Source organism: Thermoanaerobacter siderophilus SR4 (assembly GCF_000262445.1).
GTDB classification, from domain to species: domain Bacteria; phylum Bacillota; class Thermoanaerobacteria; order Thermoanaerobacterales; family Thermoanaerobacteraceae; genus Thermoanaerobacter; species Thermoanaerobacter ethanolicus.
Genome location: NZ_CM001486.1, coordinates 267,584 through 293,017, shown reverse-complemented (window position 1 = coordinate 293,017; position 25,434 = coordinate 267,584). Strand labels below are relative to the sequence as shown.

Genomic DNA, 25,434 nt, shown 5'->3' with positions numbered 1-25,434 from the left:
ACAATTTTATGTGACAACTATTTAATAATTTTGAATTGATATGTATTTGTTAGTGCTTTATTATTATTGTAAAGGATACGTAGGGAGGAAATAGTGATTTTTATGAAAACGTTAAATGAGAAGTTTTTTAAGTTAATGGACAGGGTCATTTTAATTTTGGTCATTTTGATAGCAGCATTGAGCATTTTTTTATATAAGCTTCAAAAGGTAGAAGAACCCATTTTTGCAAAAACGCCTCAATATCACTTTTACATGGTAGCCCAAAATTCTGTAGATCCTTTTTGGAAAGAAGTAAAAATTGGTGCCATGGATGCTGCAAAACGTTACAATGTTGCAATTGAATTTAATGCTCCTAAATTTAATAACATCCAAGAGGAACTTCAGTATTTGGATATTGCTATACTGTCTAAAGTTGATGGCATAATAACTCATGTTTCAAACAGTAAAGAATTTGTAGACTTGATTGAAGAAGCCTATAAAGAAAGTATACCAGTAATTACAATAGAAAATGACGCGAAAGATAGCAAAAGACAGGCTTTTATAGGTACTAACAGTTTTCAATTAGGAGAAGAAGCAGGAAAACTTATGATTCAAGCTACTAAAGGGAAAGCCAACATTGCTATAATTGTCAGTAATGATTATCAATTGGACACTGTAAATCAAAATTTGAAAATCAATGGTTTTTTAGATGCCATAAAGGATTATCCTCAAATGAAAGTAGTAAAAGTTTACACTTCAAAATTAGGTACTTTAAGCGCAGAAGAGATTACTCAGTCAATTATAAGCAGTAAACAAAACATAAATGCCATTTACACTACAGATTCTGTGGATACCATTGGTACTGCACAAGTAATAGTTGATTTTAACAAGGTGGGAGACATAGCGATTGTAGGGTATGGAGATACAGCGGATATTTTAAGGTATATCGACAAGGGAATAATATACGGTACAGTTATGAGTGACCCTTACAGAATAGGATATGAAAGTGTAAAATCTATGGTGGAAATTAAAGAAAAAAATAATGTTTCTACATTTGTTGATATAGGAGTAAATGTTATTACCAAGGACAATGTCAAAGAATATTTCAAAAGAATACAATCAATAGAATAAGGTGATGGCATGAAAAAAGATATGTGGAGATTTACGGGCATAAGGCGAAAATTGATAGTTTATTACCTCATAATCACTATTTTAATGGGTATCACAAGTTTTTATTCGTATTATAATGCAAAGTCAGTTATAAATCGTTTAAAATCAATTTTTGTGGATTATATATACCTTAACAATTTAAATGCGGATGTAAACATGTTGGAAACAGAAGTGGAGAAGTATTTATCTACCAAATCTTCGGACGCCCTTTTAAATTATTATACCCTCTATAACAAACTTCAAGAACAAGCCTCCGCTATTTTAAATGAAAAAAACTATGACCAGGATGGTTTAATGTTAAAGGATATAGGGAATATGATTGAAAGCCTTTTGAATGAAACTGACGCAGCAATAAATGCTAAAAGAGGCAGGATAAGCAGCGAGTACATTGCACATTTTACGAGGTCCAATAAAATAAGTGAATATATAAAACTTTATATTAATAATCTTCTCAACAGTAAATTGCAAGAGGGCTCTTTAAAATATGCATCTATAACAAAAAACATGGAGTTTATAAGCTATTTGAATGTGTTTTTGATAATAGGTTCTATTCTTTTTAACATATTTCTTGCAATATTTTTTACCTATCGAATTACAAAACCTCTTATAGACCTTTCCCATTTGGCAGTGAGAGTTTCAAAAGGAGATTTTGATGTAAGACCGCTTTCTATAAAGACAAACGATGAGATAAATATACTTGCAGAAGCTTTTAATAAAATGGTAGTAAGCATAAAAAATTATATAGGGGAAATCAAAAATCAGGCAGAAGTAGAGAAAAAATTAAAAGAACAAGAGATGCAAAATCTCAAAATGAGAAATATTTTAAAAGAGGCAGAACTTAAGGCTTTGCAGTCTCAAATAAATCCACATTTTCTCTTTAATACCTTAAATGCAGCTGCACAATTAGCGATGATGGAAGGGGCAGATAAATCTTCGGAGTTTATAGAAAACGTTGCAAACCTATTTAGATATAATCTAAAAAAATTGGATACTACAGTTACTTTGCAAGACGAGATAAACAATGTAAAGACATATATGTACATTTTGAAAACGAGATTTGGCGACAGAGTAGATTTTAAAGTAGATGTAGACGAAGGGGTTTTAGATGTAGAAATGCCTTGTACAATAATTCAGCCTGTAGTTGAAAATGCTTTTATTCACGGATTAGAAGATACAGAAAAAGGAGGTTTTATTAAACTTACGGTAAAGAAGGATAATGATAAAGTTTTAATAGAGGTTATTGACAATGGGATAGGAATGAGTGAAGAAAAAGTAAGGGCAATATTATCAGCAGACAATGAGGATTTATCTAAAAGGCATGTTACGGGTATTGGCATGCACAATATCATAAACAGACTAAGACTTTTTTATAACACTTCTGCTATAGAAGATGTAATTGAGATAGATAGCAAAATAGGAGAAGGAACAAAAGTTACTTTAAAAATTCCTTTAATGAAGGGTGATAAAGAAAATGATTAAATTGTTTATTGCGGACGATGAGCAAATAGTTATAGATTCAATTAAATTTATCATAGAAAAGAATGATGTAAAAGCTGATATAATTGGTTTTGCTAAATCTGGAAGAGAAGCCATTGAAAAAGTGGAAATTTTAAAACCTGATGTAGTTTTTATGGATATAAAGATGCCAGGAATAGATGGAATTGAAGCCATAAAGCAAATTAAAGAAAGGCATAAGGACATAATTTTTGTTATTATTACCGCTTACGAGTATTTTAATTATGCAAAAGAGGCAATAGACCTTGGAGTGTTAGATTATCTTTTAAAGCCTCTTAATAGAAATAAAGTCGTAGAAACTATAAAGAAAGCTATTGAGGTGATTGAAAAAAGAAGAGAGGCAATGTTAAAAGAGTTAGAGTTAAAGGAGAAACTCAATAAGATTATTCCTTATTTGGAAGGGCAATTTTTGTATACTACTCTTTTTAGTGGTATAACCTATGATGACTTGTCCTTTTATGAAGATGTATTTGGAATAGAATTAAAACGGGGTTATGCCATGATAGTGACAGTGGAGGATTTTGGTAAAAACATCAAAGATCAAAATCTAAAATTGAGCATAGAAAAACAAAATTTTTATGATTATTTTAAAACAATTGTAAAAAATATTAAAAAATGTTTGATAGGGCCATACTTTATTGACAAGTTATTTGTGTACTTTCCTGTGGAGGAGGGAGATTCATTTGAGATTAAAAATAATTCTATAGAAACAGCGCAGAAAATAATAGAAGCTATAAACCAAAAAGTGAAAATTCCTTACAGGATTGGAATGGGTAGAGTTTACAGTTTCGAGAATATTTTGAAGTCTTATTATGAAGCAGAAATGGCATTAAAAATGGCAAAAAATGAACTGATTGTACATTTTGATGATATTGCAATGCCACAAAATAGATTTAAGCCTTATCCTATTAATAAAGAAAGACTTTTTATTGATAGACTTATGACTGGGGACCTTCAAGGATCTTTCAGTATATTTAATGAAATTTACGAATGGATGGTTTTAGAATACCAAGAGGATGTAGATAAAATAAAGTCCAAACTTATAGAAATAATCGGTGTTATTAAAAGGAATCTTTCCTATTATGCTGAGGAGGAAAACTTTATTGAAAACCGAGAGCTGGAAGAAATTTTAAAAATAAACGATGTTGACAAAATAAAGTTTATATTTATCAATACTCTGAAAAATCTATTCGACAGCATAAAAACTATCAACAAAGAAAAAACGGATACCTTTATGGCCAAAATAATTAGATTTATAGAGGACAATTTCAATAAAGACATTACACTGGATGACGTTGCAAAAGAAGTCAATATGAGTTACTACTATTTTAGTAAATTTTTCAAAGATCAAACTGGAAAAAATTTTATCGATTACTTGACAAATTTGAGAGTAACTAAAGCCAAAGAACTATTAGAGGATGAAACTGTAAGCATAAAAGAAGTGTGCTACAAGGTTGGCTACAGCGACCCAAATTATTTTAGCAAGATATTTAAAAAAGCTACAGGGATGACGCCTACAGAGTACAGATTGGCTATTTACAAAAAAGGGGGTGTAGTTGGTGGAGAGTAAAAATGTAATCAAAGTGATAGTAGCAATTGTCCTGATGATTATTTTTGGTGTTTTAGTTTTTTTGACTGTTAAGCATGTAGTAGCGTATAGAGAGGTAAAGAATGTAAACTCTAACTTAGATAAAAAAGGGCATAAAATTAAAATTGGTTTTTCTCTTGGTACCTTAAAAGAAGAAAGATGGATTAAAGATAGAGATATAGTAATGGCAAAATTACGGGAATTGGGGGCAGAGGTTTTAGTGCAAAATGCTAATAATGATGACCAAGACCAATTAAAACAGGTGAGATACCTTTTGGACCAAAAAATTGACGTACTTATCATTGTTCCAAATGACCTTGAAAAAGCCTCTTATGCGGTATCATTGGCACAAAAAGAAGGAGTAAAAGTGATATCCTATGACAGGCTTGTTACAAAATCAAATGTAGACCTTTATATATCCTTTGACAACGTAAAAGTTGGAAAATTGATGGCGGAATATTTAGTGAAAAGAGTGCCAAGAGGAAATTATCTCATAATAAACGGTGCTACGACGGATAACAACACAAAAATGATAAAGGAAGGATATGACAGTGTTCTAAAGCCCAGAATTGAAAGTGGAGACATAAAAATTGTAAAAGAAGACTGGGCACCTAATTGGATGACAGAATATGCTTTTAATTCTACTGATGAACTGCTGCAAAAGGGCGTGAAAATTGATGCCGTAATAGCAGGGGATGATGCTTTAGCGGGAGGAATTATAGAGGCTTTATCAGAGCACAGAATGGCGGGAAAAGTATTGGTTGCAGCTCAGGATGCTGACCTTGCTGCATGTCAAAGGATAGTGGAAGGAACTCAGGCTATGACAGTGTACAAACCAATTGACAAATTGGCAGAAGCCACCGCAAAAATGGCTATGAAACTTGCGAGAGGAGAAAAATTAAACGTTAAAAATACCATATATGACGGGAAATATTACGTTCCTTATTATGTTCTTGAACCAATTGCTGTTGATAAAACTAATATAGATGATACTGTAATAAAAGACGGTTTTCACAATCGCGATGAGGTATACAGAAATGTTGCTAAATGATTATTCAGGCTTTAAGCCTGTATTTTTTTGTCTTAAAAAATTACAGATAAGTAAGTTAAAAAATTTAAGTTGCCAAAAAAGTAAAGGATAACAAAAAAAGTTCCAGAGGCAATTTGAGGGGGGAGGTAGAATTAATTATTAAAATAAAATTTTAGAAAGGAGAGGTAATGTACAATGAGTAACAAGCGCAGACTTATAGTAGTAGTAATAGCATTCCTATTGTTAGTATCTGCTTTTCTTGGTGGTTGTTCTTCTTCCTCAAAACAAACTTCTAATTCCTCAGAGCAAACTTCTGAGAAAAAACAATTGGCCGTTGGTATTGTATTACCGACAAAAGATGAACCCAGATGGATTCAAGATGAGACACGCTTTCAGGATGCATTAAAGAATACCCCTTATTCTGCTGAAATTCTTTTCAGCCAAGGTGACCCTGCTAAAGAAAAAGCTAATGTAGAAACTTTGCTAAGTAAAGGTATAAAAGTACTTATTTTGTGCCCTCACGATGCAAATGCGGCAGCAGCTTCTGCAGAGGCAGCTAAAAAAGCAGGTGTAAAGGTTATATCTTATGACAGGTTAATACTTAACACAGATGCAGTAGATTATTATGTCACTTTTGATAGTGTACAGGTAGGTAAAGAACAAGGTCAATATTTAGTTGATCATGCAACAGGTAAAGGCAATCCTCTATATCTCTATGCTGGTGCTTTATCTGATAACAACTCTTTCTTATTCTTCCAAGGAGCATGGGAAGTTTTACAGCCAAAGATCGCTGATGGTACTTTTGTAATTGCAAATTCTGACAAAGCAGTTGCATTAAAAGATAAAAAAGACTTAACTCGTGATGAAATGGCAAGTATTATAGGACAAATTACTACAAATTGGGATTTTAATACTGCTAAAAACCTTGCTCAGGCAAACCTTGCTAAGGCAACAAAAGATTTAAAGGGTAATGTATTTATACTTGCTCCTAATGACGGTACCGCAAGGTCAATAGCAGATACTTTTAAAGCAGATCCGGACATTAAAAGTTATGTAATTACTGGACAAGATGCTGAAAAACCATCTATTCAATACATTATTGATGGCAAACAATCCATGACTGTCTTTAAAGATGTTAGGGTTCTTGTTAAGGATGCGATAAATGCTGCTTTGACATATTTGGACGGAAAAACGCCAGAAGCTACGAAAACTTATAATAATGGTGTAAAAGATGTTCCTTCTAAACCATCTCCTGTACAAGTGGTGGATAAGAATAATGTAAAACAAGTTCTAATAGATTCTGGATATTACCAAGAAAGCGATTTTACTTGGCCTAAATAATGTTGGAGGTGTAAAGAATGGGTACCCCGCTTATAGAGCTTGTAAACGTAAGTAAAAGTTTTTCAGGTGTACAAGTATTATTTGGTGTAAATTTTAAAGTTCAACCAAGGGAGATACATTGTTTAGTTGGAGAAAATGGAGCCGGCAAAAGTACTTTAATGAAAATCTTAAGCGGGGTATACCCTTATGGTGAATACGAAGGAGAGATAAGACTTGAGGGATACCCTGTAAGATTTTTTAGCATAAAAGACAGTGAAAAAGCCGGAATTTCCATTATCCATCAAGAACTTTCTTTAGTTCCAGAGATGACAGTATATGAGAATATCTTTTTGGGAAATGAAATTAAAAAGGGAAGTATAGTAGATACTTTTGAGGAAATAGAAAGAGCACGACAACTTTTATTAAAAGTCAAAGGTGAAAATATTAATCCTACTGTAAAGGCTAAGGACCTTAGTGTAAGTATGCAGCAGCTTGTTGAAATAGCAAAAGCACTTTCAAAAAATCCCAAAGTGTTAATTCTGGATGAGCCAACTTCTGCTTTAAGCGAAACTGAAAGTGAAAATCTCCTTATTCTTTTAAAAGGACTTAAAGAACAAGGAGTTACAATTATTCTTATAAGTCATAGATTAAAAGAAGTTTTGAAAGTGGCGGATTCTATAACTGTTTTACGAGATGGGCAAACAGTAGCCTATTTTAATTGCAAAACTGAAGAAGTAGATGAAAAAAAGATAATAAAACATATGGTTGGAAGAGAGATTACAAATCTTTATCCAATGCCTATAGCCGAACCTCTAGATGAACCTATAATGGAAACTAAAAATTGGAATGTAGTTGAACCCAATACAGGCCGCTATTTAGTAAAAGATGCAAACATTGTATTAAAAAAAGGAGAAATAGTAGGGTTATTTGGATTAGTTGGTGCTGGACGTACAGAATTTGGACTTAGCCTCTTTGGGAATCCATATGGCTACATTATTTCTGGAGATATAATATTAAAGGGCAGAAAAGTAAAGTTTAAGACTCCGGAAGATGCAATTAAGCAGGGAGTGCTTTATTTAACGGAGGATCGAAAAGAAAAAGGGCTGATTTTGATAAACAGCATAAAGGAAAATATAAGTTTGGCGAATTTAAAAGCTTTGAAGAAAGGAATTACAGTTGATGAAGCCAAAGAAATAGAAATAGCCCAAGGTTTTCAGAAAAGACTTAATATAAAAGCTCGTAATGTTGAAGTTAATGTTTCTACTTTGAGCGGAGGGACTCAGCAAAAAGTTTTGGTAGCTAAAGGCCTTTTTGCTGAACCAGATGTCATTATTTTGGATGAACCTACAAGAGGTATAGATGTTGGCGCAAAATATGAAATATACACATTAATAAGAGAATTAGCAAGTGAAGGCAAAGCCATTCTCCTTATATCCTCTGAATTACCGGAAATATTGGGAATGAGTGATAGAATATATATAATGAGCAAAGGTAAAATTACAGGGGAATTGAAATCAGAAGAAGCCAATCAAGAAATCGTAATGGCTTATGCCGTGAGCTAAAGGAGGGTTTAAGATTGAAAGAATTTATTCGCCATTTAAAAGAATTTTTGAAAGATCATGTAAGAGATTATGCTATGTTTATAGCACTTTTTGCAATAATGGCTGTTTTTGCGGCCCTCTCTGGCGGCGATTTTTTATCACCTGTAAATATTAGTAATCTTGTGGACCAGACGGGATATATAGCTGTTCTTGCAATTGGAGAAACTTTAATTATTGTTATACGACATATTGACCTTTCGGTAGGATTTTTGTCTGGATTTTTAGGAGCAATTGCAGCTATATTGATGCAATTTTATCACTTTTCTGCTTTATCAGCCATTATAATAGTGCTAGGATTAGGAACATTAGCTGGATTACTAAACGGTTCGCTAGTAACCTACTTAAGAATCCCAGCTTTTGTTGCTACTTTAGCAGGTTGGTTAGCTTATCGTGGCGCTCTTTTGTTGGCTACAAAAGGATCTGGAACTATTATAATTACCAATAAAACTTTTAATGCTATAGGCAACGGTTTTATTCCAGACTTGCCTTTTATAAATAATATTTTACCTAATTATCATAAGCTTACATTGTTAGTGGGTATTGTAGCAGCAGTGCTAATTGTTTATTTTTCTCTTAAGAATAGAGCCCAACAAATTAAAAGAGGATTTGATGTACTTCCACTAGACATTTTCCTTATCGAATTGCTTTTTATTGATGCTTTATTGTTATATATAACTTTTATTTTAGCAGCTCATCGAGGGATTTCATGGACCCTTGTAATTATGATAATTACCACAGTTATTTATAGTTTTATTACTAATAGAACCGTTTTGGGAAGACATATTTATGCAGTAGGTGGTAATCCAGAAGCGGCTGCTTTAAGTGGAATTAATGTGAAAAAAATTACCCTTATTGTCTTTGCTTCGATGGGTTTTCTTTCAGGTTTATCAGGAATATTGTTTGCTTCCAGACTTCAATCAGCTACAACTACTGCTGGTACTCTTTTTGAACTTTATGCTATTGCTGGAGCTTATATAGGAGGAGTATCTGCAGCAGGCGGAGTGGGAAAAGTAATCAACTCATTGATTGGAGCATTTGTTATGTCAACTTTGACTAATGGAATGAATCTTCTAGGAGTGGATATTTCGCTTCAATATATAATTCTTGGAATAGTTTTGGCTGCCGCTGTCATATTTGATGTAGCAACTCGCAGCAAGGAAAGATAAAAAAGACGGGTATGTCCCGTCTTTTTTATCCCCCGCTTTTTCAATGGTCCCCCTCTATTTGCTCCACTTTAAAACAGGATTTCTTGCAGCCAGTACCTCATCAACCCTTCTTACAGGCGTGTTGTGTGGAGCTTCTTTTAAAAGTTGCGGATTTTCTTTTGCTTCCTCTGCTATTTTAATCATTGCTTCAATGAAAGCGTCTAATGTTTCTTTACTTTCTGCTTCAGTAGGCTCTACCATTATGGCGCTGTCAACAATTAATGGGAAATATATTGTGGGTGGATGGAAACCGTAGTCTATAAGTCTTTTAGCTACATCTAATGTTGTGATATCATTGACTTTTTCTAAAAGACCAGCTAAAACAAATTCATGCATGCATACTTTGTCAATAGCGACTTTGTAGTGATTTTTGAGTTTTTCTTTAAGATAATTAGCATTTAAAACTGCCATTTCGCTGGCTCTCTTAAGTCCTTCAGCTCCCATAGTTAAAATGTAGGAATAAGCTTTTATAAGCACATTGAAGTTGCCATAAAAGCTTCTCACTTTTCCAATAGAAAGCGGCCTATCATAGTTTAAGCTATATATGCCGTCTTTAAATTCTATTACAGGCACTGGCAAAAAGTCGGCAAGCTCTTTTTTGACACCTACAGGTCCAGAACCCGGGCCACCACCGCCATGAGGTGTAGAGAAGGTCTTGTGAAGATTTAGATGTACAACGTCAAATCCCATGTCTCCAGGACGCGTAATTCCCATTATAGCATTTAGATTTGCACCATCGTAGTATAGAAGACCTCCTGCTTCGTGTATTAATCTTGCGATTTCTACTATGTTCTCTTCAAAAAGCCCCAAAGTACTTGGGTTTGTCAGCATAAGTCCTGCTACTTCATCATTTAAAACAGCCTTTAAGGCTTCTAAATCTATAGCCCCTTCTTTGTTGGATTTAATTTCAATTACGTCAAAACCTGCAACTGCTGCACTAGCGGGGTTAGTACCATGAGCAGAGTCTGGCACGATTATTTTTTACGTTTTTTGTCATTTCTGTGTTCGTGATAGGCCTTAATTATCATGAGTCCTGTCAATTCACCATGGGCACCTGCAGCAGGCTGTAATGAAAATTTGTCCATTCCAGTTATTTCAGAGAGCATGTTTTCTAATTCATACATGAGTTTCAAAGCGCCTTGCACAGTTTCTACTGGTTGATAGGGATGTAGAGCTGTAAAACCGATAAGGGATGCCATGTCTTCATTTATTTTAGGATTGTACTTCATAGTACAAGAACCTAATGGATAAAAACCCGTATCGACGCCGTAGTTTTTATTTGACAAAAGGGTGTAATGTCTTATTATGTCTACTTCACTTACTTCGGGAAGCTCTATTTCTTCTTTTCTCATCATTTGTTGCGGAAGTATGTCTTCTAAAGGTTTTTCTTCTATATCCAACTTAGGGAGAGTGTAGGCTTTTCTTCCTTCCTTTGACAATTCAAATATCAATTTATTGTACTCTTTCATTCTATCACCTCCAACAGAGCTTTTAACTCATCAATTTCTTCTTTTGTCCTTTTTTCTGTAAAGGCTAGTAACATTGTATTTTTGTATTTGTCGTAATCTCTGTGGAGGTTGTATCCGCCTAATATGCCCTTTTCTAAAAGTTTTTTATTAATTAAGTCTACATCTACATCAGTCTTTAATGCAAATTCCATAAAGAAGGGTTTGTTAAAAGCAGGTTTATATTTTCCTGATGCGGTAAGCATTGAAAAAGCGTAATGAGCCTTTTGAGTGCACTGATAAGCCACTTCTTTTATACCTTTTTTGCCCATAGTTGCTAGATACACTGCAGCTGTTAAGGCATTTAATGAGTGGTTTGAGCATATATTCGAAGTGGCTTTTTCCCTTCTTATGTGTTGCTCTCTTGCTTGCAAAGTAAGCACAAAAGCACGTCTACCATCTACGTCTTTTGTCTGGCCTACTATTCTTCCTGGCATTTTCCGCACAAGCTTTTGTGTTGTAGCTAAAAAACCAAGATAAGGGCCACCAAAATTTAATCCATTGCCAAGAGACTGACCGTCTCCTACAGCTATATCTGCGCCAATTTCTCCTGGCGATTTAAGTATGCCGAGAGGTATTGGATGTACGTAAGTTATCAACATTGCTTTATTTTCATGGGTTATTTTCTCAATTTCTTGCAGGTCTTCGATGATTCCCATGAAATTAGGATACTGTACAATTACTGCCGCAGTGTTAGTCCCAATTTCCGCTTTTAATTTTTCTAAATCTGTTACTCCTTCATTATCGTCTATTTCAATTACTTGGATATCTCTAAAATGCATATAAGTCTTTAAAACTTTTCGCGTTTCTGGATTTACGGTTTTTGAAACTATTATAGACTTCCTTTTGGTGTTTTCACAAGCCATAATTGCAGCTTCTGCGCAGGCTGTTGCTCCGTCGTACATTGAAGCGTTTGTGACTTCCATTCCTGTAAGGTTTGTAATCATTGTCTGGTACTCAAAGATAGCTTGTAGTGTTCCTTGGCTTATTTCTGGCTGGTAAGGAGTGTAGGCCGTGTAGAATTCAGAACGAGATATTATGTGCTTTACCACAGAAGGAATGTAATGGTCATATACTCCAGCGCCTAAAAAACTTGTCAGCTCTTCAAGGCTTTTATTTTCTTTAGCGTATTTCTTTATGTGAGCTGTAAGCTCTATTTCTGACATAGGCTTACCTAAATTTAAAGGCCTTTTTAAGCGAACTTCTTGAGGTATGTTTTCAAACAGTTCTTCTATAGAATTTTTTCCTATTGTTTTTAGCATTTCTTTTTCGTCATTGGAGGAGGCAGGAAGGTAAGGAAACATGCTCTCACTCCTCATCTAAAAATTTTTTATATTCTTCGGCTGTCATCAAATTATCAAGCTGTGACTTGTCTTTGAGTTCTACTAATGCCATCCAACTGCCATAGGGGTCATTGTTTACTAAAGAGGGGTCGTCAACGATAGCATTGTTTACTTCAAGTACTTTTCCATCTACAGGTGTGTAAACATCAGATGCAGCTTTTACAGATTCTACAACTCCAAGTACATCGCCAGCCGAGAGTTCTGCACCTACTTCTGGAAGCTCAATGTACACTATGTTTCCTAAGGAATGCTGTGCATAGTCAGTTATTCCTATGTATGCTTTATCTCCTTCTACTTTGACCCATTCGTGGTCTTTTGAGTAATACAAGCCTTCTAAAACTTCCATACCAAAAACCTCCTATTTTTTATAATTTTTCTTGTAAAAGTTTTTGCTTATGATTAAAGCCTTAAGTGGCTTATTTCTTATCACAATTTCAATTTGATTTCCTAATTGGGCATATTTTGAATCAATCAATGCAAGACCTATATTTTTCTTTAGTGTAGGAGAGAAATACCCTGTTGTTACATAGCCGATTTTTTGATTGTGAGCACGCACTTCATAACCATGTCTTGGAATTCCATTGTCTATCATTTCAAATCCCACGATTTTACGCTTAAGCCCTTCTTCTTTTTGCTTTAGTAGAGCATCTTTTCCGATAAAATTGCCCTTGTCAAATTTGACGAAAAACTCAAAACCTGCTTCTAAAGGAGTTATTTCTTCTGAAAGTTCATTTCCGTATAGAGGTAAACCTGCTTCAAATCTCAAAGTATCTCTTGCCCCTAATCCTGCCGGTTTAAGTCCATATTCTTTTCCAACTTCCACTATTTTTTCCCACAATTCTACTGCGTATTTATTAGGCATGTAAATTTCAAAGCCATCTTCACCCGTATATCCTGTTCTTGATACCAGGCATTCAATTCCAGCTATTTTTACATTGTCTTTAAAGCAGAAAAATTTAATTTCTGAAAGATCAGTATCTGTAAGTTTTTGAAGTATTTCTTCTGCTTTTGGGCCTTGTATGGCAAGTTCTGCTACTTCATCTGAAATGTTTTCTATTTCTACCTCATATACGCCTTTATTGTCTTTCATCCATTTGTAATCCTTTTCTATATTAGCCGCATTTACAACCAAGTAGAAGTGTTCATCAGAATATTTGTAGACTAATAAGTCATCTACAACGCCGCCATTGTAATTGCACATAAAAGTATAAAGGACTTGATTGCCTTTTAGTTTTGACAAATCATTTGTTATGAGATTTTGCAAAAAGTTAAAAGCTTCTCTTCCTTTTACAGTTATTTCTCCCATGTGAGAAACATCAAAGAGTCCTGCAGCATTTCTCACTGCTTCGTGTTCAGAGATTATACTTTCAAACTGAACAGGGAGAGCCCATCCTGCAAAGTCAATAATTTTTCCATTATATTTTTTGTAAAGTTCAAAAAGAGGTGTTTTTTTGAGGTTATCCAAACATACCACACCCTTTCATAAAATTTAAAAGAGGAGTTATGATGAGCACAACAAGAGAATATGCCATCACAACTCCTCTGTTTTTTGACCTGAGAGCTTCTACTTATGTATTGCTCCTTCGGTGCTCTTGCGAGACTTTCCAGAGGTCTATCCGATAGCGATACTTTTGCCTGAGAGCTTCTATAAAGGCTTGGCGGGCCTTTATATTTCCCCTTCGGCTATCTTTTTACAAAGATATCTCTCGCTATCTTCATCTAGAACAGTATTAAATTTTTTTAAAATATGCTATACTTTTATTATATTATATTCCCTGTAATAGTCAATAATCAAAACGAGGAGAGGTGGATATGTTATATATTTACAATAAGAACACAAATCCCTATTTTAATTTAGCTGCTGAAGAGTACGTTTTAAAAGAATTCCAAGAAGAATGTTTCATGTTATGGAGAAATGAACCTAGCATTATAGTAGGCAAAAATCAAAACACATTAGCGGAAATAAATTTGGATTATGTGCGACAACATAAAATTCCAGTTGTCAGAAGATTATCGGGTGGAGGAGCGGTTTTTCACGACCTCGGCAATTTAAATTTTACTTTTATAGTAAATGAGGATGTCAGCAGTTTCAGTGATTTTAAAAGATTTACACAGCCAATTATAGATGTGCTTAGAAAACTTTCTGTTAATGCTGAGTTTTCAGGGAGAAATGACATAACAATTGACGGCAAAAAAATTTCAGGAAATGCGCAGTATTATTACAAAAATAGAATATTACACCATGGAACACTTTTGTTTTCTTCCAGCATTACAGATTTGTCAGCAGCACTGAAAGTGCGACCTGTAAAATTTGAAGATAAAGGTGTAAAATCTGTGTCTAAAAGAGTTACAAACATAAGTGAGCATCTAAAAGAGCCTATTACAATAGAACAGTTTATAGACCTCATTATGAATCACATTAGAGAACAAACCGGTGGAAGTGAAATGTATGAATTTACGCAGGAAGACATAAAAAAATAGAGAAATTGGTTAAAGAAAAGTATAGCACATGGGAATGGAATTTTGGAACATCGCCAGATTACAGTTTTAAAAATGAGAAAAAATTTACTGGTGGCACTGTAGAAGTAAATTTAAATGTAGAAAAGGGAATAATAAAAGATATAAAAATTTATGGAGACTTTTTTGGAAAATACGATGTTTCAGAGGTAGAAAACCTTTTAAAAGGAGTAAAGCATTCAGAAGAAGAGATAAGAAAAGTGCTTTCAAATATTGACATGAATGATTATTTTGCCAACATAACTGTTGACAATTTAATAGAAGTGATGTTCTGAGAGGTTAAAAATATTTTTAGGTTGTTGAACTTTTAACGGAAAAGTGGTAAAATATATACAAACGAAATTGTTAAATAATTATCGTTTTTATTTTATCAAATTTAACCCCCTCCCACCAGGGTACAGTTTGCCAAATGAGATATTGTTAGTGGTCAAAATTACTAAGAAAGACGGAAGTGGAGGTATATTGATGGATATAGAAATAAAGATGCCTGCTTTGTCAGATACCATGAAAAGCGGGCGAATTACAAAATGGTATGTTGAAGAAGGGCAATATGTAGAAAAAGGAGCTTGTTTGTGTGATGTAGCAGTAAATAAAATGAGCTTTGAAGTGTACAGTGATTATGAAGGCATTATTTCAAAAATTGTTTGTCCTGCTGGAACTACAGTCGAGCCTGGGAATATTATTGCAATTATTACACAGTCTGAAGAAGTCAAGCCTTCCGAGACGCAAAAAGAAATTAAGTATGAATACAAAGAATATGATTTAGCTGTCATAGGGGCAGGTCCTGGAGGATATGTTGCTGCTATTAAAGCTGCTAAAAAAGGTGCAAAAGTAGCTTTATTTGAAAAGGATAAATTAGGTGGTACCTGTCTAAATAGAGGATGTATACCAACAAAAGCTTATGCAAGAATTGCCGAAGTGTATGACATTTTAAAACGAGCTGGAGAATTTGGATTTGATGTAAAAGTAAACTCTTTTGATTATACTCAAGTTGTAAAGAGAAAAGATGGTATTGTAGGAGAGCTTGTTGAAGGCATTAATGCTTTGCTGAAGGCTAATGGAGTAGATGTTTTTAATGCTGAAGCAAAAGTTGACAAAGAAAAGAATGTACTATTTGGAGAAAACAAAATTAAAGCGAAAAACATTATTATTGCAACTGGGTCATCACCTGCTGAACTTCCTATTGAAGGCATTAACTCCAAAAATGTCATGAATAGCGATACTATTCTTGAAATGACCTCTTTACCTCAAAGTTTATGCATTATAGGTGGCGGAGTAATAGGCATGGAATTCGCCTTTATAATGAATCAATTTGGAGTAAAAGTTTCTGTTGTTGAAATGATGCCAGACATTCTTCCTACACTTGATAAAGAGATAAGTTCTTTTATTAGGGCCGTGGCTCAAAGAAGAGGGATTAAAATATATACTTCTTCAACGGTTGAGAGAATAGATGAAGAAGAAAACGGCGGAAGCATAGTATCTGTTAAAAATGGTGAAAATATAAAACACATATACGCTGATAAAGTATTTGTGTCAATAGGAAGAAAGCTAAATACAGATATTGGTCCAATTGTAGAACTATTAGAATTTGAAGGAAGAGCTATTAAAGTTGATGAACACATGAGGACAAATTTAGAAGGGGTTTATGCTATAGGTGATGTCACAGGCAAAATGATGTTGGCACATGTTGCATCAGCACAAGGGGAAGTAGCAGTAGATAATATTTTTGGAGAACAAAGTATATTAGATTATGCGAAAATACCTGCAGCAGTATTTACAGAGCCAGAGATTGGATATTTTGGCTATACTGAAGAGGAAGCGAGAAAGAAATTTAACGATATAAAAGTGGGAAGATTTAATTTTGAACACAATGGAAGAGCCAAGACTTATGGAGAAACAGAAGGCTTTGCAAAGGTAATTTCAAATGAAAAAGGAGAAGTAGTCGGTGCATGGGTGGTAGGTAGTGGAGCTTCTGAACTTATCCATATACTTTCAACAGCCTGCCAAGAAGGAGTGGATGTAGAAGCTTTGAAGAAAGTGGTTTATGCCCATCCTACCAGGAGCGAAACGATTATGGAAGCTGTTAAGGACATCTTTGGGGAGTCTATACACAAAGTGTAATTTACGTTTTCGAAGCTCTTAAAGAGCTTTCGAAATAAATCAAAATAAAAGGAGGCAGGTCAAAATGGCAAGCGAAGGCATGAAAGAATTAGAGAGAGGTATGGGAAAACTGGGACAAGAGATACCTTCAGTTATGAAAGCTTTCAATGAACTCCATCATGCTGCTACCACTAGTGGGGCTCTTTCTACTAAGGAAAAGGAGCTTATCGCTTTAGGTATTGCTGTAGCTATTCGCTGTTCTCATTGTATCCTTGCCCACGTAAATTCAGCTTTGCAAGCGGGAGCTACGCGTCAAGAGATTATGGAGACATTGGGAGTAGCTGTGCTTATGAGTGGAGGGCCTGGGGTTGCTTATGCTACTGAGGCTCTAAAAATTTTAGAAGAAGCTGGGAAGTAATTAGAATTGAAAATTAATATACTGATGAGGAGGAGTTTGAAATGGCAATTGAAACCTTTAAAGCGGTTTCAAGAAAATTACCAGAAGGTTTAGCAGTTGAAAGCGAGGTAAGAGGCTTTAAAATAATCTTAGATGAGCCTAAAGAATTAGGCGGTACGAATAAAGGAATGAATCCTGTAGAGGCTTTGCTTTGCGCTTTAGGTTCTTGCCAGACGATTGTTGCAGCTGCTTTTGCAAAGGCAAAAGGTATAGACCTACAAGGCTTTTGGGTTGAATTAGAAGGGGATCTTGATGTAGACGGATTCATGGGAAAAGCTGGTGTAAGGCCAGGTTTTCAAGAGATAAGATTTAAAATGCACATAAAGACAGATGCACCGAAAGAAAAAGTAGAAGAGTTTGCAAAGTTTATAGAAAAGACTTGCCCAGTAGGAGATTCTTTAGCAAATCCAGTAAAATTAGTTTTGTCAGATGTGGTCGTTGAATAATAATCAAAAAGCACTCCACCTTTTTGCGGTGGAGTGCTTTTGATTATAGAGGATTTTTAAGATTTTTGTAGAACTATAATAATAAAACTATTGTTTTAGGGGGATTAGAGATGAACTTTGAAGACAGAGTGGCAAAAAGAGCAAAGTCCATAGAAATATCTACCATAAGATATTTCTTTAACATGGCTAGAGAGGTACCGGGAGCAATATCCCTTGCTATCGGAGAGCCAGATTTTGTAACGCCTCAGCACATAAGGGAAGCAGCGAAAAAAGCCCTCGATGAAGGTAAAACAGGATATACTGTAAATCCAGGGCTTATTGAACTAAGGCAGGAAATTTCAAATTATCTCAAAAGAAGGTATAACCTTTCTTACAATTCGGAAACTGAAATTTTAGTCACAATTGGTGCTACAGAAGCAATATACGTCGCTTTAAATACTTTGGTAGAGGAAGGAGACGAAGTATTAATTCCAGAGCCTTCATTTGTGGCATACCATCCTTGTACAATACTCGCAGGTGCCAAATCTGTTTTTGTGCCAACATATGAAGAAGATGACTTTGTACTAAGGGCAGATGTTTTAGAAAAATACATTACAGAAAAATCAAAAGTATTAATTTTACCATATCCTAACAATCCAACTGGGGCAGTAATGCCAAAAGAGGCGATGGAAAAGATAGCTGAAGTGGTCAAAAAGTATGACCTCATTGTAGTTACTGATGAAATTTATTCTGAGCTAGTATACAGTGGTTTTGAACATGTAAGTTTTGCATCTTTGCCAGACATGTGGGAAAGGACGGTTACTATAAACGGTTTTTCTAAATCCTATGCGATGACAGGTTGGCGTCTTGGATATATAGCGGCACCAGAATATTTTATAAAACATATGACAAAAATACACCAATACGGCGTAACAGCAGCAGCAACGATGTGTCAGTATGCGGGCATAGAGGCTATAAAAAATGGGGACGGAGATATTTTAATGATGAGAGAAGAGTACGACAAAAGAAGAAAGTATTTGCTTCAAAGTGTGAGAGAAATGGGACTCGATTGTTTTGAGCCAAAGGGTGCTTTTTACATATTCCCTTCAATAAAAAAGACAGGCCTTACCTCAATGGAATTTGCTAAGAGACTCCTTTACGAAGCAAAAGTTGCAGTTGTGCCGGGAAATGCTTTTGGAGAAAATGGTGAAGGGTATGTTCGCATGGCTTATGCAACATCTATGGAAAACTTAGAAGAAGCAGTAAAAAGAATGAAAGAGTTTATGTCAAAGTTTTAAAAAATAAAATGCGGAGGGTGAATAGCATACCTTCTGCATTTTATTTTTATTATTATTATTATTTTTATTTAGTTTACTTTTGCCACATTTACATTGAAAAATGTTAAGCTTTTCATTATAGTATAAATAGAATATAATTTAAGCTGAAAGAGGTGATAATTATCACACTCAATGAAAGAAGTAAACAAATTCTTATGAAACTTATTAATTCTAATGAGCCTGTAAAAATCTCTGACCTTGCGAAAATATTCAATGTAAGCAGCAGAACCATAAGGTACGACCTTGATGCAATTGATGAATTTTTAAAGTACAACAGTTTGCCACAATTGATGCGCAAACCGAATGTAGGTGTGAAATTTTCTGAACTATTGGAATACAGAAATAAAGTTTTATCTTTACTTGATAGTCTTTCACCTTACTATTACAATTTATCGCAACAAGAAAGGGTAAATATAATACTCAGTGAACTTATACAACAAAGAGATTATATAACTATAAATGACCTGGCGGATAAACTAATGGTTTCAAGAAGTACAGTTATAAATGACCTAAAAAACGTAAGAAAGTGGCTTATAGAACATGGACTTCAGTTGAAGTCTGCACCGAAATATGGAATCAAAGTTGTGGGGGATGAAAAACAATTACGAAGAGCTGCTATAGAACTTCTGACAGAGGCAATTGACATTGATAAGGCGCTGGATATTGTAAAATCTCCAATTTATACCCGTTCTAGTGTGGGAATTGACAAACAAATTACTAAGCTATTTGAAGATATAGACATACCTTATATCGAGAATTGCATACAAATAGCAGAGAAGGAACTGGAAACTGTTTTTTCGGATGCGGCATTTTCTGGTCTTGTAGTACACATAGCAATAGCGATTAAGAGGATTCAACTAGGAAAAGACATAATTATGCCAAAAGAAGAATTAAAAGCTTTGGAAATTACAAAGGAATTTGCTGTAGCATCAAATATTGCAAAAATGCTGGAGGACCATTTTAAGGTTTCTATTCCACATGATGAAATTGGATATATTACAGTTCATCTTCTAGGAAGCAATGTAACAAAAACGCGACCTTATGCTAATGAAAATTGGGTTGGGTATCAGTTATTAACAGAAAAAATTATTAGAAATGTCAGCACCAAAATACATCAAGATTTGTCAGGAGATAGACAGCTTTTTGAAGGGCTTTTGGACCATTTGAGACCGACAGTATACCGGTTAAGGCACGGCCTTAAATTAAAAAATCCTATTTTGGATGAGATTAAAGCGAATTATAAAGAATTGTTTGAAATAGTCAAAGAAAGTTTAAAACCTTTAGAAGATTATACAGGCAAAGCATTAAACGACGAAGAAATAGGTTATTTTACAATACATTTTGGTGCTGCGATTGAAAGACTAAAAGCTACTAAAGCACCTAAGCCTAATATCCTCGTTGTATGTGGTACAGGAATAGGTACGGCGAAACTTCTTTCTTCGAGATTACAATTAGTTTTTGATGTAAATATAGTAGATACTGTTGCATACCATCAGGTAAAAGATATATTAAAAGAAAAAAATGTAGATTTAATAGTGTCTACTGTTCCAATCCAATATGAAGGGATTAAAACTATTGAAGTAAATCCTCTTCTTACAGAAAAAGACATAGAATTATTAAAAAATCTTGTTATTAAACCTAAAGTACAACATACAGTTATTGACGATTTAATAAAAATAATAGAAAAGCATTGTGTCATAAACAATCGTGAAAAATTGATGGAAGATTTATCAAAATTTTTAAATATAGCATCATATGAAAATGCGAGAGGAGTTGTGCAACCAGTGTTAAAAGACCTTTTGACTGAGGATACTATAAAACTGAATGTTGAAGCAAAAGATTGGGAAGAAGCAGTGAGGATAGGAGGTGAGTTATTAGAGAAAAGCGGAGCAATTGAGCCAAGATATATTGATGCAATGATAAACACTGTAAAAGAGATAGGCCCTTATATTGTCATTGCACCAGGAATAGCAATGCCTCACGCAAGGCCAGAAGCAGGGGCAAAAAAAATAGGCATGAGCTTAATCACACTAAAAAATTCTGTTAACTTTGGAAACAAAGAAAACGATCCAGTAAAAATTGTAGTTTCTCTTTGTGCAATTGACCATTCTTCACACCTTAAAGCATTATCCGAACTGGTAGAACTTTTGGGGGATGAGAAATTTGTGTCTTTATTAGCAACAGCCGAAAGAAAGGAGGAGGTTTTGGAATATATTAGTAAATATAAAAAAGGAGGAGAGGAAATTGCTTGATGCAAGAGAGGCTATAAAAAAGAGAATAAGAGTTTTAAATTATGTTGACAATGAAATGATAGCCAAGATTCATTTAATTAGCTCAGAAATAGTAGAATGTATTAAAAATGGTAATAAAGTTTTAACATGTGGCAATGGTGGAAGTGCAGCTAATGCCCAACATATTACAGGAGATATAGTTGGTAGATTTAAGAGAGAGAGGAGAGGGTTTGCAGGGGTAGCTTTAACTGTAGATACAAGTACTTTAACAGCGATAGGAAATGATTATGACTATAGTGTAGTTTTTGAAAGGCAGCTGGAAGGAATAGGTAAAAAAGGAGATATACTTATCGCGCTTAGTTCAAGTGGTAATTCTCTAAATGTTATAAAAGCAGTCGAGAAAGCAAAAAGAATGGGTATTAAGACAATAGGCTTTTTGGGAAATAATGGAGGCAAATTAGGTGAACTAGTAGATATAAGTATTACGATACCTGATAAAGAGTCTGATCTCTGTGAAGAATTTGCAATGGCTCTTAGCCATATAATAATGGAAGAAGCTGAGGCAAAATTGTGTGAGCTAATTGATAAAGGAGTGATGGTATGAATATTGTAACGGTTTGTGGCATGGGATTTGGCACTAGTTTAATTCTCAAGATGGCTGTTGATGAAATTTTAAAAAAAATGGAATTGCTGCTAATGTAGAGGCGTGTGACCTTGGTTCCGTAAAAGGGAAAGTAGCGGATTTAGTTGTTTCAACTTCCGAATTAGAATCCGAGTTAAAAAATTTGAATTTTAATATAGTATTTGTAAAAAATGCAATAGACAAAAAAGATATTGAAGAAAAAGTGTTAGAAGCAATAAAAAAATTAAAATAAAGGAGGATAAGTATGGAATTTATAGTCAGTTTATTTAGTCAACCAGCAATAATGGTTGGCATAATGGCCCTAGTAGGTTTAATTGCTTTGAAAAAATCTGTGCAAGAAATTATTAATGGTACTTTAAAAACAATAATTGGTTTTATTATTTTACAGATTGGCGCTGGAGCAATTGTTGATTCACTTAATGTATTAGGTCCATTGTTCCAAAATGCTTTCCATTTACAAGGAGTTATTCCAACAAACGAAGCGGTAATTGGACTAGCACAAAAAATGTTTGGAACAGAAATGGCTTTAATGATGGCATTTGGATTTTTAGTAAACCTAATTATAGCAAGACTTACACCTCTTAAGTATGTATTTTTAACAGGGCACCATATATTATTTATGTCAGGTCTTTTGGCTGCAGTATTGAGTACAGCTGGTTTTAGAGGAACTGAATTAGTTATAGTTGGTTCATTAATTTTAGGTTCTACAATGGTGCTTACACCAGCAATTGTGCAACCATATTATAGAAAAGTTACAGGAAATGATAGTGTTGCAATGGGTCATTATAATGCTTTGACATATTTTATTTCCGCATATATTAGTGGTTTGGTTGGAGACAAAAAACGGTCAACAGAAGATATTAAGGTACCACAAGGATTAAGCTTTTTCAAAGATAATACTATATCAACAGCAATAATTATGATGATAATTTTCTTAGTAACGCTATACTCCGCAGATAGAAAACTAGTTTTAGAAGCATCGGGAAATCAAAACATTTTTATATTTGCTATTATTCAAGCATTAACATTTACAGCAGGTTTTGTAGTTGTTCTCCAAGGTGTTAGAATGATGCTTGCCGAAATTGTGCCTGCTTTTAAAGGTATTGCAGAAAAGATAGTTCCAGATGCCATACCTGCTCTTGACTGTCCTGTAATTTTCCCATTTGCTCCTAATGCAGTAATTGTTGGTTTCTTATCATCTCTTGTAGGTGGAATAGTAATGTTCCTTATATTACCCCATATAGGATTACCAGTTATTATTCCTGGTTTGATACCGTTGTTTTTTGTAGGTGCAGCTGCCGGCGTATTGTCTAATGCAACAGGAGGTTTAAGGGGAACAATTATAGGAGGTTTTGTCAATGGCTTAATCTTGACTTTCCTTCCTGCAATTTTATTACCAGTTATGGGTCAACTTGGATTTGCAAACACGACTTTTGGTGATGCCGATTTTGCAGTAACTGGAATTATTGTAGGATATGCGGCAAAGCTTTTTTCTAAGACGGGTGTGTATGTTTTGATTGGAATATTGATATTACTGTTTATTATAATTTCTCTTGTTGCTAAACCTCAAAAAATAGCAAATGCAAAGTAAATTAATCTAATTTTTACAAAATTGGCCAAGGAAATGTTCCTTGGTCAATTTTCAATAAATTTTTAAAATTAAAGTGGAAGGGAAGATATTTTTAGCATGAATAAAAAGAAAATTTAAAAAGAATAGCAAGGGAAATACGATTAGCTATAATTAATATGATTTCAGAAGCGGCTCATGGACATCCTGGAGGTTCGCTCTCTTGTGTAGATATTTTAACAACACTCTATTTTGACAAAATGAATGTAAAACCAGACAATCCTAAATGGGAAGACAGAGATAGAATTGTACTGTCAAAAGGTCATGCGGCACCTGCACTTTATGCTACTCTTGCTAAAAAAGGTTATTTTTCAGAAAAGATTTTATCTACTTTAGATAAGCTTGGCTCAATACTTCAAGGGCATCCCGATATGAAATCCACACCGGGACTTGATATGACCACAGGGTCATTAGGGCAAGGACTTTCTGCTGCAAATGGAATGGCATTAGCAGGTAAATTAGATAAAAAGGGCTATAGAGTCTATGTAATATTAGGAGATGGAGAATTACAAGAAGGGCAAATATGGGAAGCAGCTATGACAGCAGCCCATTACAAACTCGACAACTTGACTGCAATACTTGACTTTAACGGCTTACAAATAGATGGCCCAAACAGAGAAGTAAAAAACATAGAACCAGTAAATGAAAAATTCAAAGCTTTTGGATGGCACGTAATAGAAATAGACGGCCACGACTTTGACCAAATAGACAAAGCCATAGAAGAAGCAAAAGCTACAAAAGGAAAACCTACATTGATAATAGCTCATACAATAAAAGGGAAAGGCGTATCCTTTATGGAAAATCAAGTAGGATGGCATGGCAGTGCGCCTAATGAAGAACAAAGACAAAAAGCTATACAAGAACTTGAAGGGAGTGGAGTATAAATGGCTATGGCGACAAGAGAAGCCTATGGGAAAGCCTTAGTAGAATTAGGCGCAAAAAATAAAAATGTAGTGGTATTAGACGCAGACTTATCAAAATCTACAAAGACGGCAGATTTTCAAAAAGTATATCCAGATAGATTTTTTAACATGGGAATATCAGAGCAAGATATGATGGTAACAGCAGCAGGACTTGCTACCTGTGGGAAAATTCCTTTTGCCAGCACTTTTGCCATATTTGCAACAGGAAGAGCTTATGAGCAAGTGAGAAACTCCATAGGTTATCCACACTTAAACGTAAAATAGCAGCTACCCATGCTGGCATAACAGTAGGAGAAGACGGGGCGACACACCAATCAATAGAGGATATATCCCTTATGAGAGGAATACCTGGGATGGTGGTAATAAACCCAGCCGATGCAGAAGAGACGAGACAAGCCATATTTGCGGCGGCAGAGCACTATGGACCAGTATACATAAGGTTGGGGAGGATGGCAGTACCAGATATACACGATCAAAACTACAAATTTGAATTAGGAAAAGGTGAAGTAATAAGAGAAGGGAAAGACGTAGCGATAATAGCGACAGGGATAATGGTAGCCATAGCGATTGAAGCAGCAGATAAACTAAAAGAAGAGGGAATAGAAGCGACAGTGGTGAACATCCACACCATAAAGCCGATAGACAAAGATTTAATAGTAGAAGTAGCTAAAAAGACGGGCAAAGTTATAACAGCAGAAGAGCACAACATAATAGGAGGACTTGGGTCTGCTGTGGCAGAAGTTCTTTCAGAAGAATACCCAGTAAAGATAAAGAGAATAGGTATAAAAGACCAATTTGGCCAATCAGGTTCACCTAAAGAGCTTTTAAAGTATTATGGATTGACAGCGGAGGGTATTGTTAAAAACTCCAAAGCTATTCTTAAAATATCTTAACGAATAAATTTAGGAAGTAGAAATT

The 25,434-nt window shown here is 34.6% G+C and carries 17 protein-coding genes, 5 pseudogenes and 2 riboswitches; of the genes and pseudogenes, 18 read left to right on the top strand and 4 right to left on the bottom strand.

The genetic code is table 11. The features are described from left to right. Positions 1 to 102 precede the first annotated feature (102 nt). From THESIDRAFT1_RS01445 to THESIDRAFT1_RS01415, 7 genes are all read left to right on the top strand, one after another. Positions 103 to 1,110, top strand: a complete 1,008-nt coding sequence (locus THESIDRAFT1_RS01445) for a sugar-binding protein (protein ID WP_039929451.1) — start codon at positions 103 to 105, stop codon at positions 1,108 to 1,110. 9 nt (positions 1,111 to 1,119) lie between these two features. Next, complete coding sequence (locus THESIDRAFT1_RS01440; protein WP_003870804.1) at positions 1,120 to 2,628, top strand: sensor histidine kinase; 1,509 nt, start codon at positions 1,120 to 1,122, stop codon at positions 2,626 to 2,628. After that, on the top strand, positions 2,621 to 4,234 hold the full coding sequence (locus THESIDRAFT1_RS01435; protein ID WP_006569283.1) for a response regulator transcription factor: 1,614 nt from the start codon (positions 2,621 to 2,623) through the stop codon (positions 4,232 to 4,234). Before THESIDRAFT1_RS01440 ends, THESIDRAFT1_RS01435 begins: the two co-directional genes overlap by 8 nt. Then, positions 4,224 to 5,303, top strand: a complete 1,080-nt coding sequence (locus tag THESIDRAFT1_RS01430) for a sugar ABC transporter substrate-binding protein (protein WP_003870806.1) — start codon at positions 4,224 to 4,226, stop codon at positions 5,301 to 5,303. Before THESIDRAFT1_RS01435 ends, THESIDRAFT1_RS01430 begins: the two co-directional genes overlap by 11 nt. Before the next feature lie 174 nt (positions 5,304 to 5,477). Next, positions 5,478 to 6,623: a sugar ABC transporter substrate-binding protein gene (locus THESIDRAFT1_RS01425; RefSeq protein WP_003870807.1), complete on the top strand. Its 1,146-nt coding sequence runs from the start codon at positions 5,478 to 5,480 to the stop codon at positions 6,621 to 6,623. A gap of 17 nt (positions 6,624 to 6,640) precedes the next feature. Then, on the top strand, positions 6,641 to 8,164 hold the full coding sequence (locus THESIDRAFT1_RS01420; protein ID WP_004400238.1) for a sugar ABC transporter ATP-binding protein: 1,524 nt from the start codon (positions 6,641 to 6,643) through the stop codon (positions 8,162 to 8,164). A 14-nt stretch (positions 8,165 to 8,178) separates the two neighbouring features. After that, positions 8,179 to 9,369 (top strand): sugar ABC transporter permease, encoded by a 1,191-nt coding sequence (locus tag THESIDRAFT1_RS01415; protein ID WP_003870809.1) that lies wholly within the window; start codon positions 8,179 to 8,181, stop codon positions 9,367 to 9,369. Between the two features lie 54 nt (positions 9,370 to 9,423). Here the strand turns inward: THESIDRAFT1_RS01415 and gcvPB are convergent. From gcvPB to gcvT, 4 genes and pseudogenes are all read right to left on the bottom strand, one after another. Beyond that, positions 9,424 to 10,877: pseudogene (gcvPB, locus tag THESIDRAFT1_RS01410) on the bottom strand (aminomethyl-transferring glycine dehydrogenase subunit GcvPB). Next, on the bottom strand, positions 10,874 to 12,217 hold the full coding sequence (gene gcvPA, locus THESIDRAFT1_RS01405) for an aminomethyl-transferring glycine dehydrogenase subunit GcvPA (protein WP_006569281.1): 1,344 nt from the start codon (positions 12,215 to 12,217) through the stop codon (positions 10,874 to 10,876). Before gcvPA ends, gcvPB begins: the two are co-directional and overlap by 4 nt. 4 nt (positions 12,218 to 12,221) lie before the next feature. Further along, positions 12,222 to 12,602, bottom strand: a complete 381-nt coding sequence (gene gcvH / locus THESIDRAFT1_RS01400; protein ID WP_003870812.1) for a glycine cleavage system protein GcvH — start codon at positions 12,600 to 12,602, stop codon at positions 12,222 to 12,224. Between the two features lie 12 nt (positions 12,603 to 12,614). Next, positions 12,615 to 13,721: a glycine cleavage system aminomethyltransferase GcvT gene (gene gcvT, locus THESIDRAFT1_RS01395; RefSeq protein WP_006569280.1), complete on the bottom strand. Its 1,107-nt coding sequence runs from the start codon at positions 13,719 to 13,721 to the stop codon at positions 12,615 to 12,617. Positions 13,722 to 13,795: 74 nt separating this feature from the next. Further along, positions 13,796 to 13,867: riboswitch (glycine riboswitch) on the bottom strand. Positions 13,868 to 13,869: 2 nt separating this feature from the next. Beyond that, positions 13,870 to 13,975: riboswitch (glycine riboswitch) on the bottom strand. Positions 13,976 to 14,068: 93 nt separating this feature from the next. On the opposite strand from gcvT, the pseudogene lplA reads away from it, so the two are divergent. The 11 genes and pseudogenes from lplA to THESIDRAFT1_RS01340 all read left to right on the top strand — a co-directional run bounded on the left by lplA (position 14,069) and on the right by THESIDRAFT1_RS01340 (position 25,409). Then, positions 14,069 to 15,048 (top strand): annotated as a pseudogene (gene lplA / locus THESIDRAFT1_RS01390) (lipoate--protein ligase). A 190-nt stretch (positions 15,049 to 15,238) separates the two neighbouring features. After that, positions 15,239 to 16,894 carry a dihydrolipoyl dehydrogenase gene (gene lpdA, locus THESIDRAFT1_RS01385; RefSeq protein WP_006569279.1) on the top strand — a complete coding sequence of 552 codons (1,656 nt, stop codon included), beginning with the start codon at positions 15,239 to 15,241 and terminating at the stop codon, positions 16,892 to 16,894. A gap of 64 nt (positions 16,895 to 16,958) precedes the next feature. Continuing rightward, positions 16,959 to 17,291 (top strand): carboxymuconolactone decarboxylase family protein, encoded by a 333-nt coding sequence (locus tag THESIDRAFT1_RS01380; protein ID WP_004400225.1) that lies wholly within the window; start codon positions 16,959 to 16,961, stop codon positions 17,289 to 17,291. Positions 17,292 to 17,332: 41 nt separating this feature from the next. Continuing rightward, on the top strand, positions 17,333 to 17,776 hold the full coding sequence (locus tag THESIDRAFT1_RS01375) for an OsmC family protein (RefSeq protein WP_003870816.1): 444 nt from the start codon (positions 17,333 to 17,335) through the stop codon (positions 17,774 to 17,776). A gap of 110 nt (positions 17,777 to 17,886) precedes the next feature. Next, positions 17,887 to 19,053, top strand: coding sequence for a pyridoxal phosphate-dependent aminotransferase (locus THESIDRAFT1_RS01370; protein WP_006569278.1), 1,167 nt, complete (start codon positions 17,887 to 17,889; stop codon positions 19,051 to 19,053). A gap of 143 nt (positions 19,054 to 19,196) precedes the next feature. Next, positions 19,197 to 21,344 (top strand): BglG family transcription antiterminator, encoded by a 2,148-nt coding sequence (locus THESIDRAFT1_RS01365; RefSeq protein WP_039929078.1) that lies wholly within the window; start codon positions 19,197 to 19,199, stop codon positions 21,342 to 21,344. Further along, complete coding sequence (locus tag THESIDRAFT1_RS01360; protein WP_003871552.1) at positions 21,337 to 21,927, top strand: D-sedoheptulose-7-phosphate isomerase; 591 nt, start codon at positions 21,337 to 21,339, stop codon at positions 21,925 to 21,927. The genes THESIDRAFT1_RS01365 and THESIDRAFT1_RS01360 overlap by 8 nt, the downstream gene beginning before the upstream one ends. Continuing rightward, positions 21,924 to 22,198 (top strand): annotated as a pseudogene (locus THESIDRAFT1_RS14705) (PTS sugar transporter subunit IIB). The gene THESIDRAFT1_RS01360 and the pseudogene THESIDRAFT1_RS14705 overlap by 4 nt, the downstream one beginning before the upstream one ends. Before the next feature lie 12 nt (positions 22,199 to 22,210). Then, positions 22,211 to 23,557: a PTS ascorbate transporter subunit IIC gene (locus tag THESIDRAFT1_RS01350; protein ID WP_006569275.1), complete on the top strand. Its 1,347-nt coding sequence runs from the start codon at positions 22,211 to 22,213 to the stop codon at positions 23,555 to 23,557. 104 nt (positions 23,558 to 23,661) lie between these two features. Next, positions 23,662 to 24,477, top strand: a pseudogene (locus THESIDRAFT1_RS01345) (transketolase); the annotation flags it as partial. Continuing rightward, positions 24,478 to 25,409, top strand: a pseudogene (locus THESIDRAFT1_RS01340) (transketolase family protein). It abuts the pseudogene before it with no gap. Positions 25,410 to 25,434 lie beyond the last annotated feature (25 nt).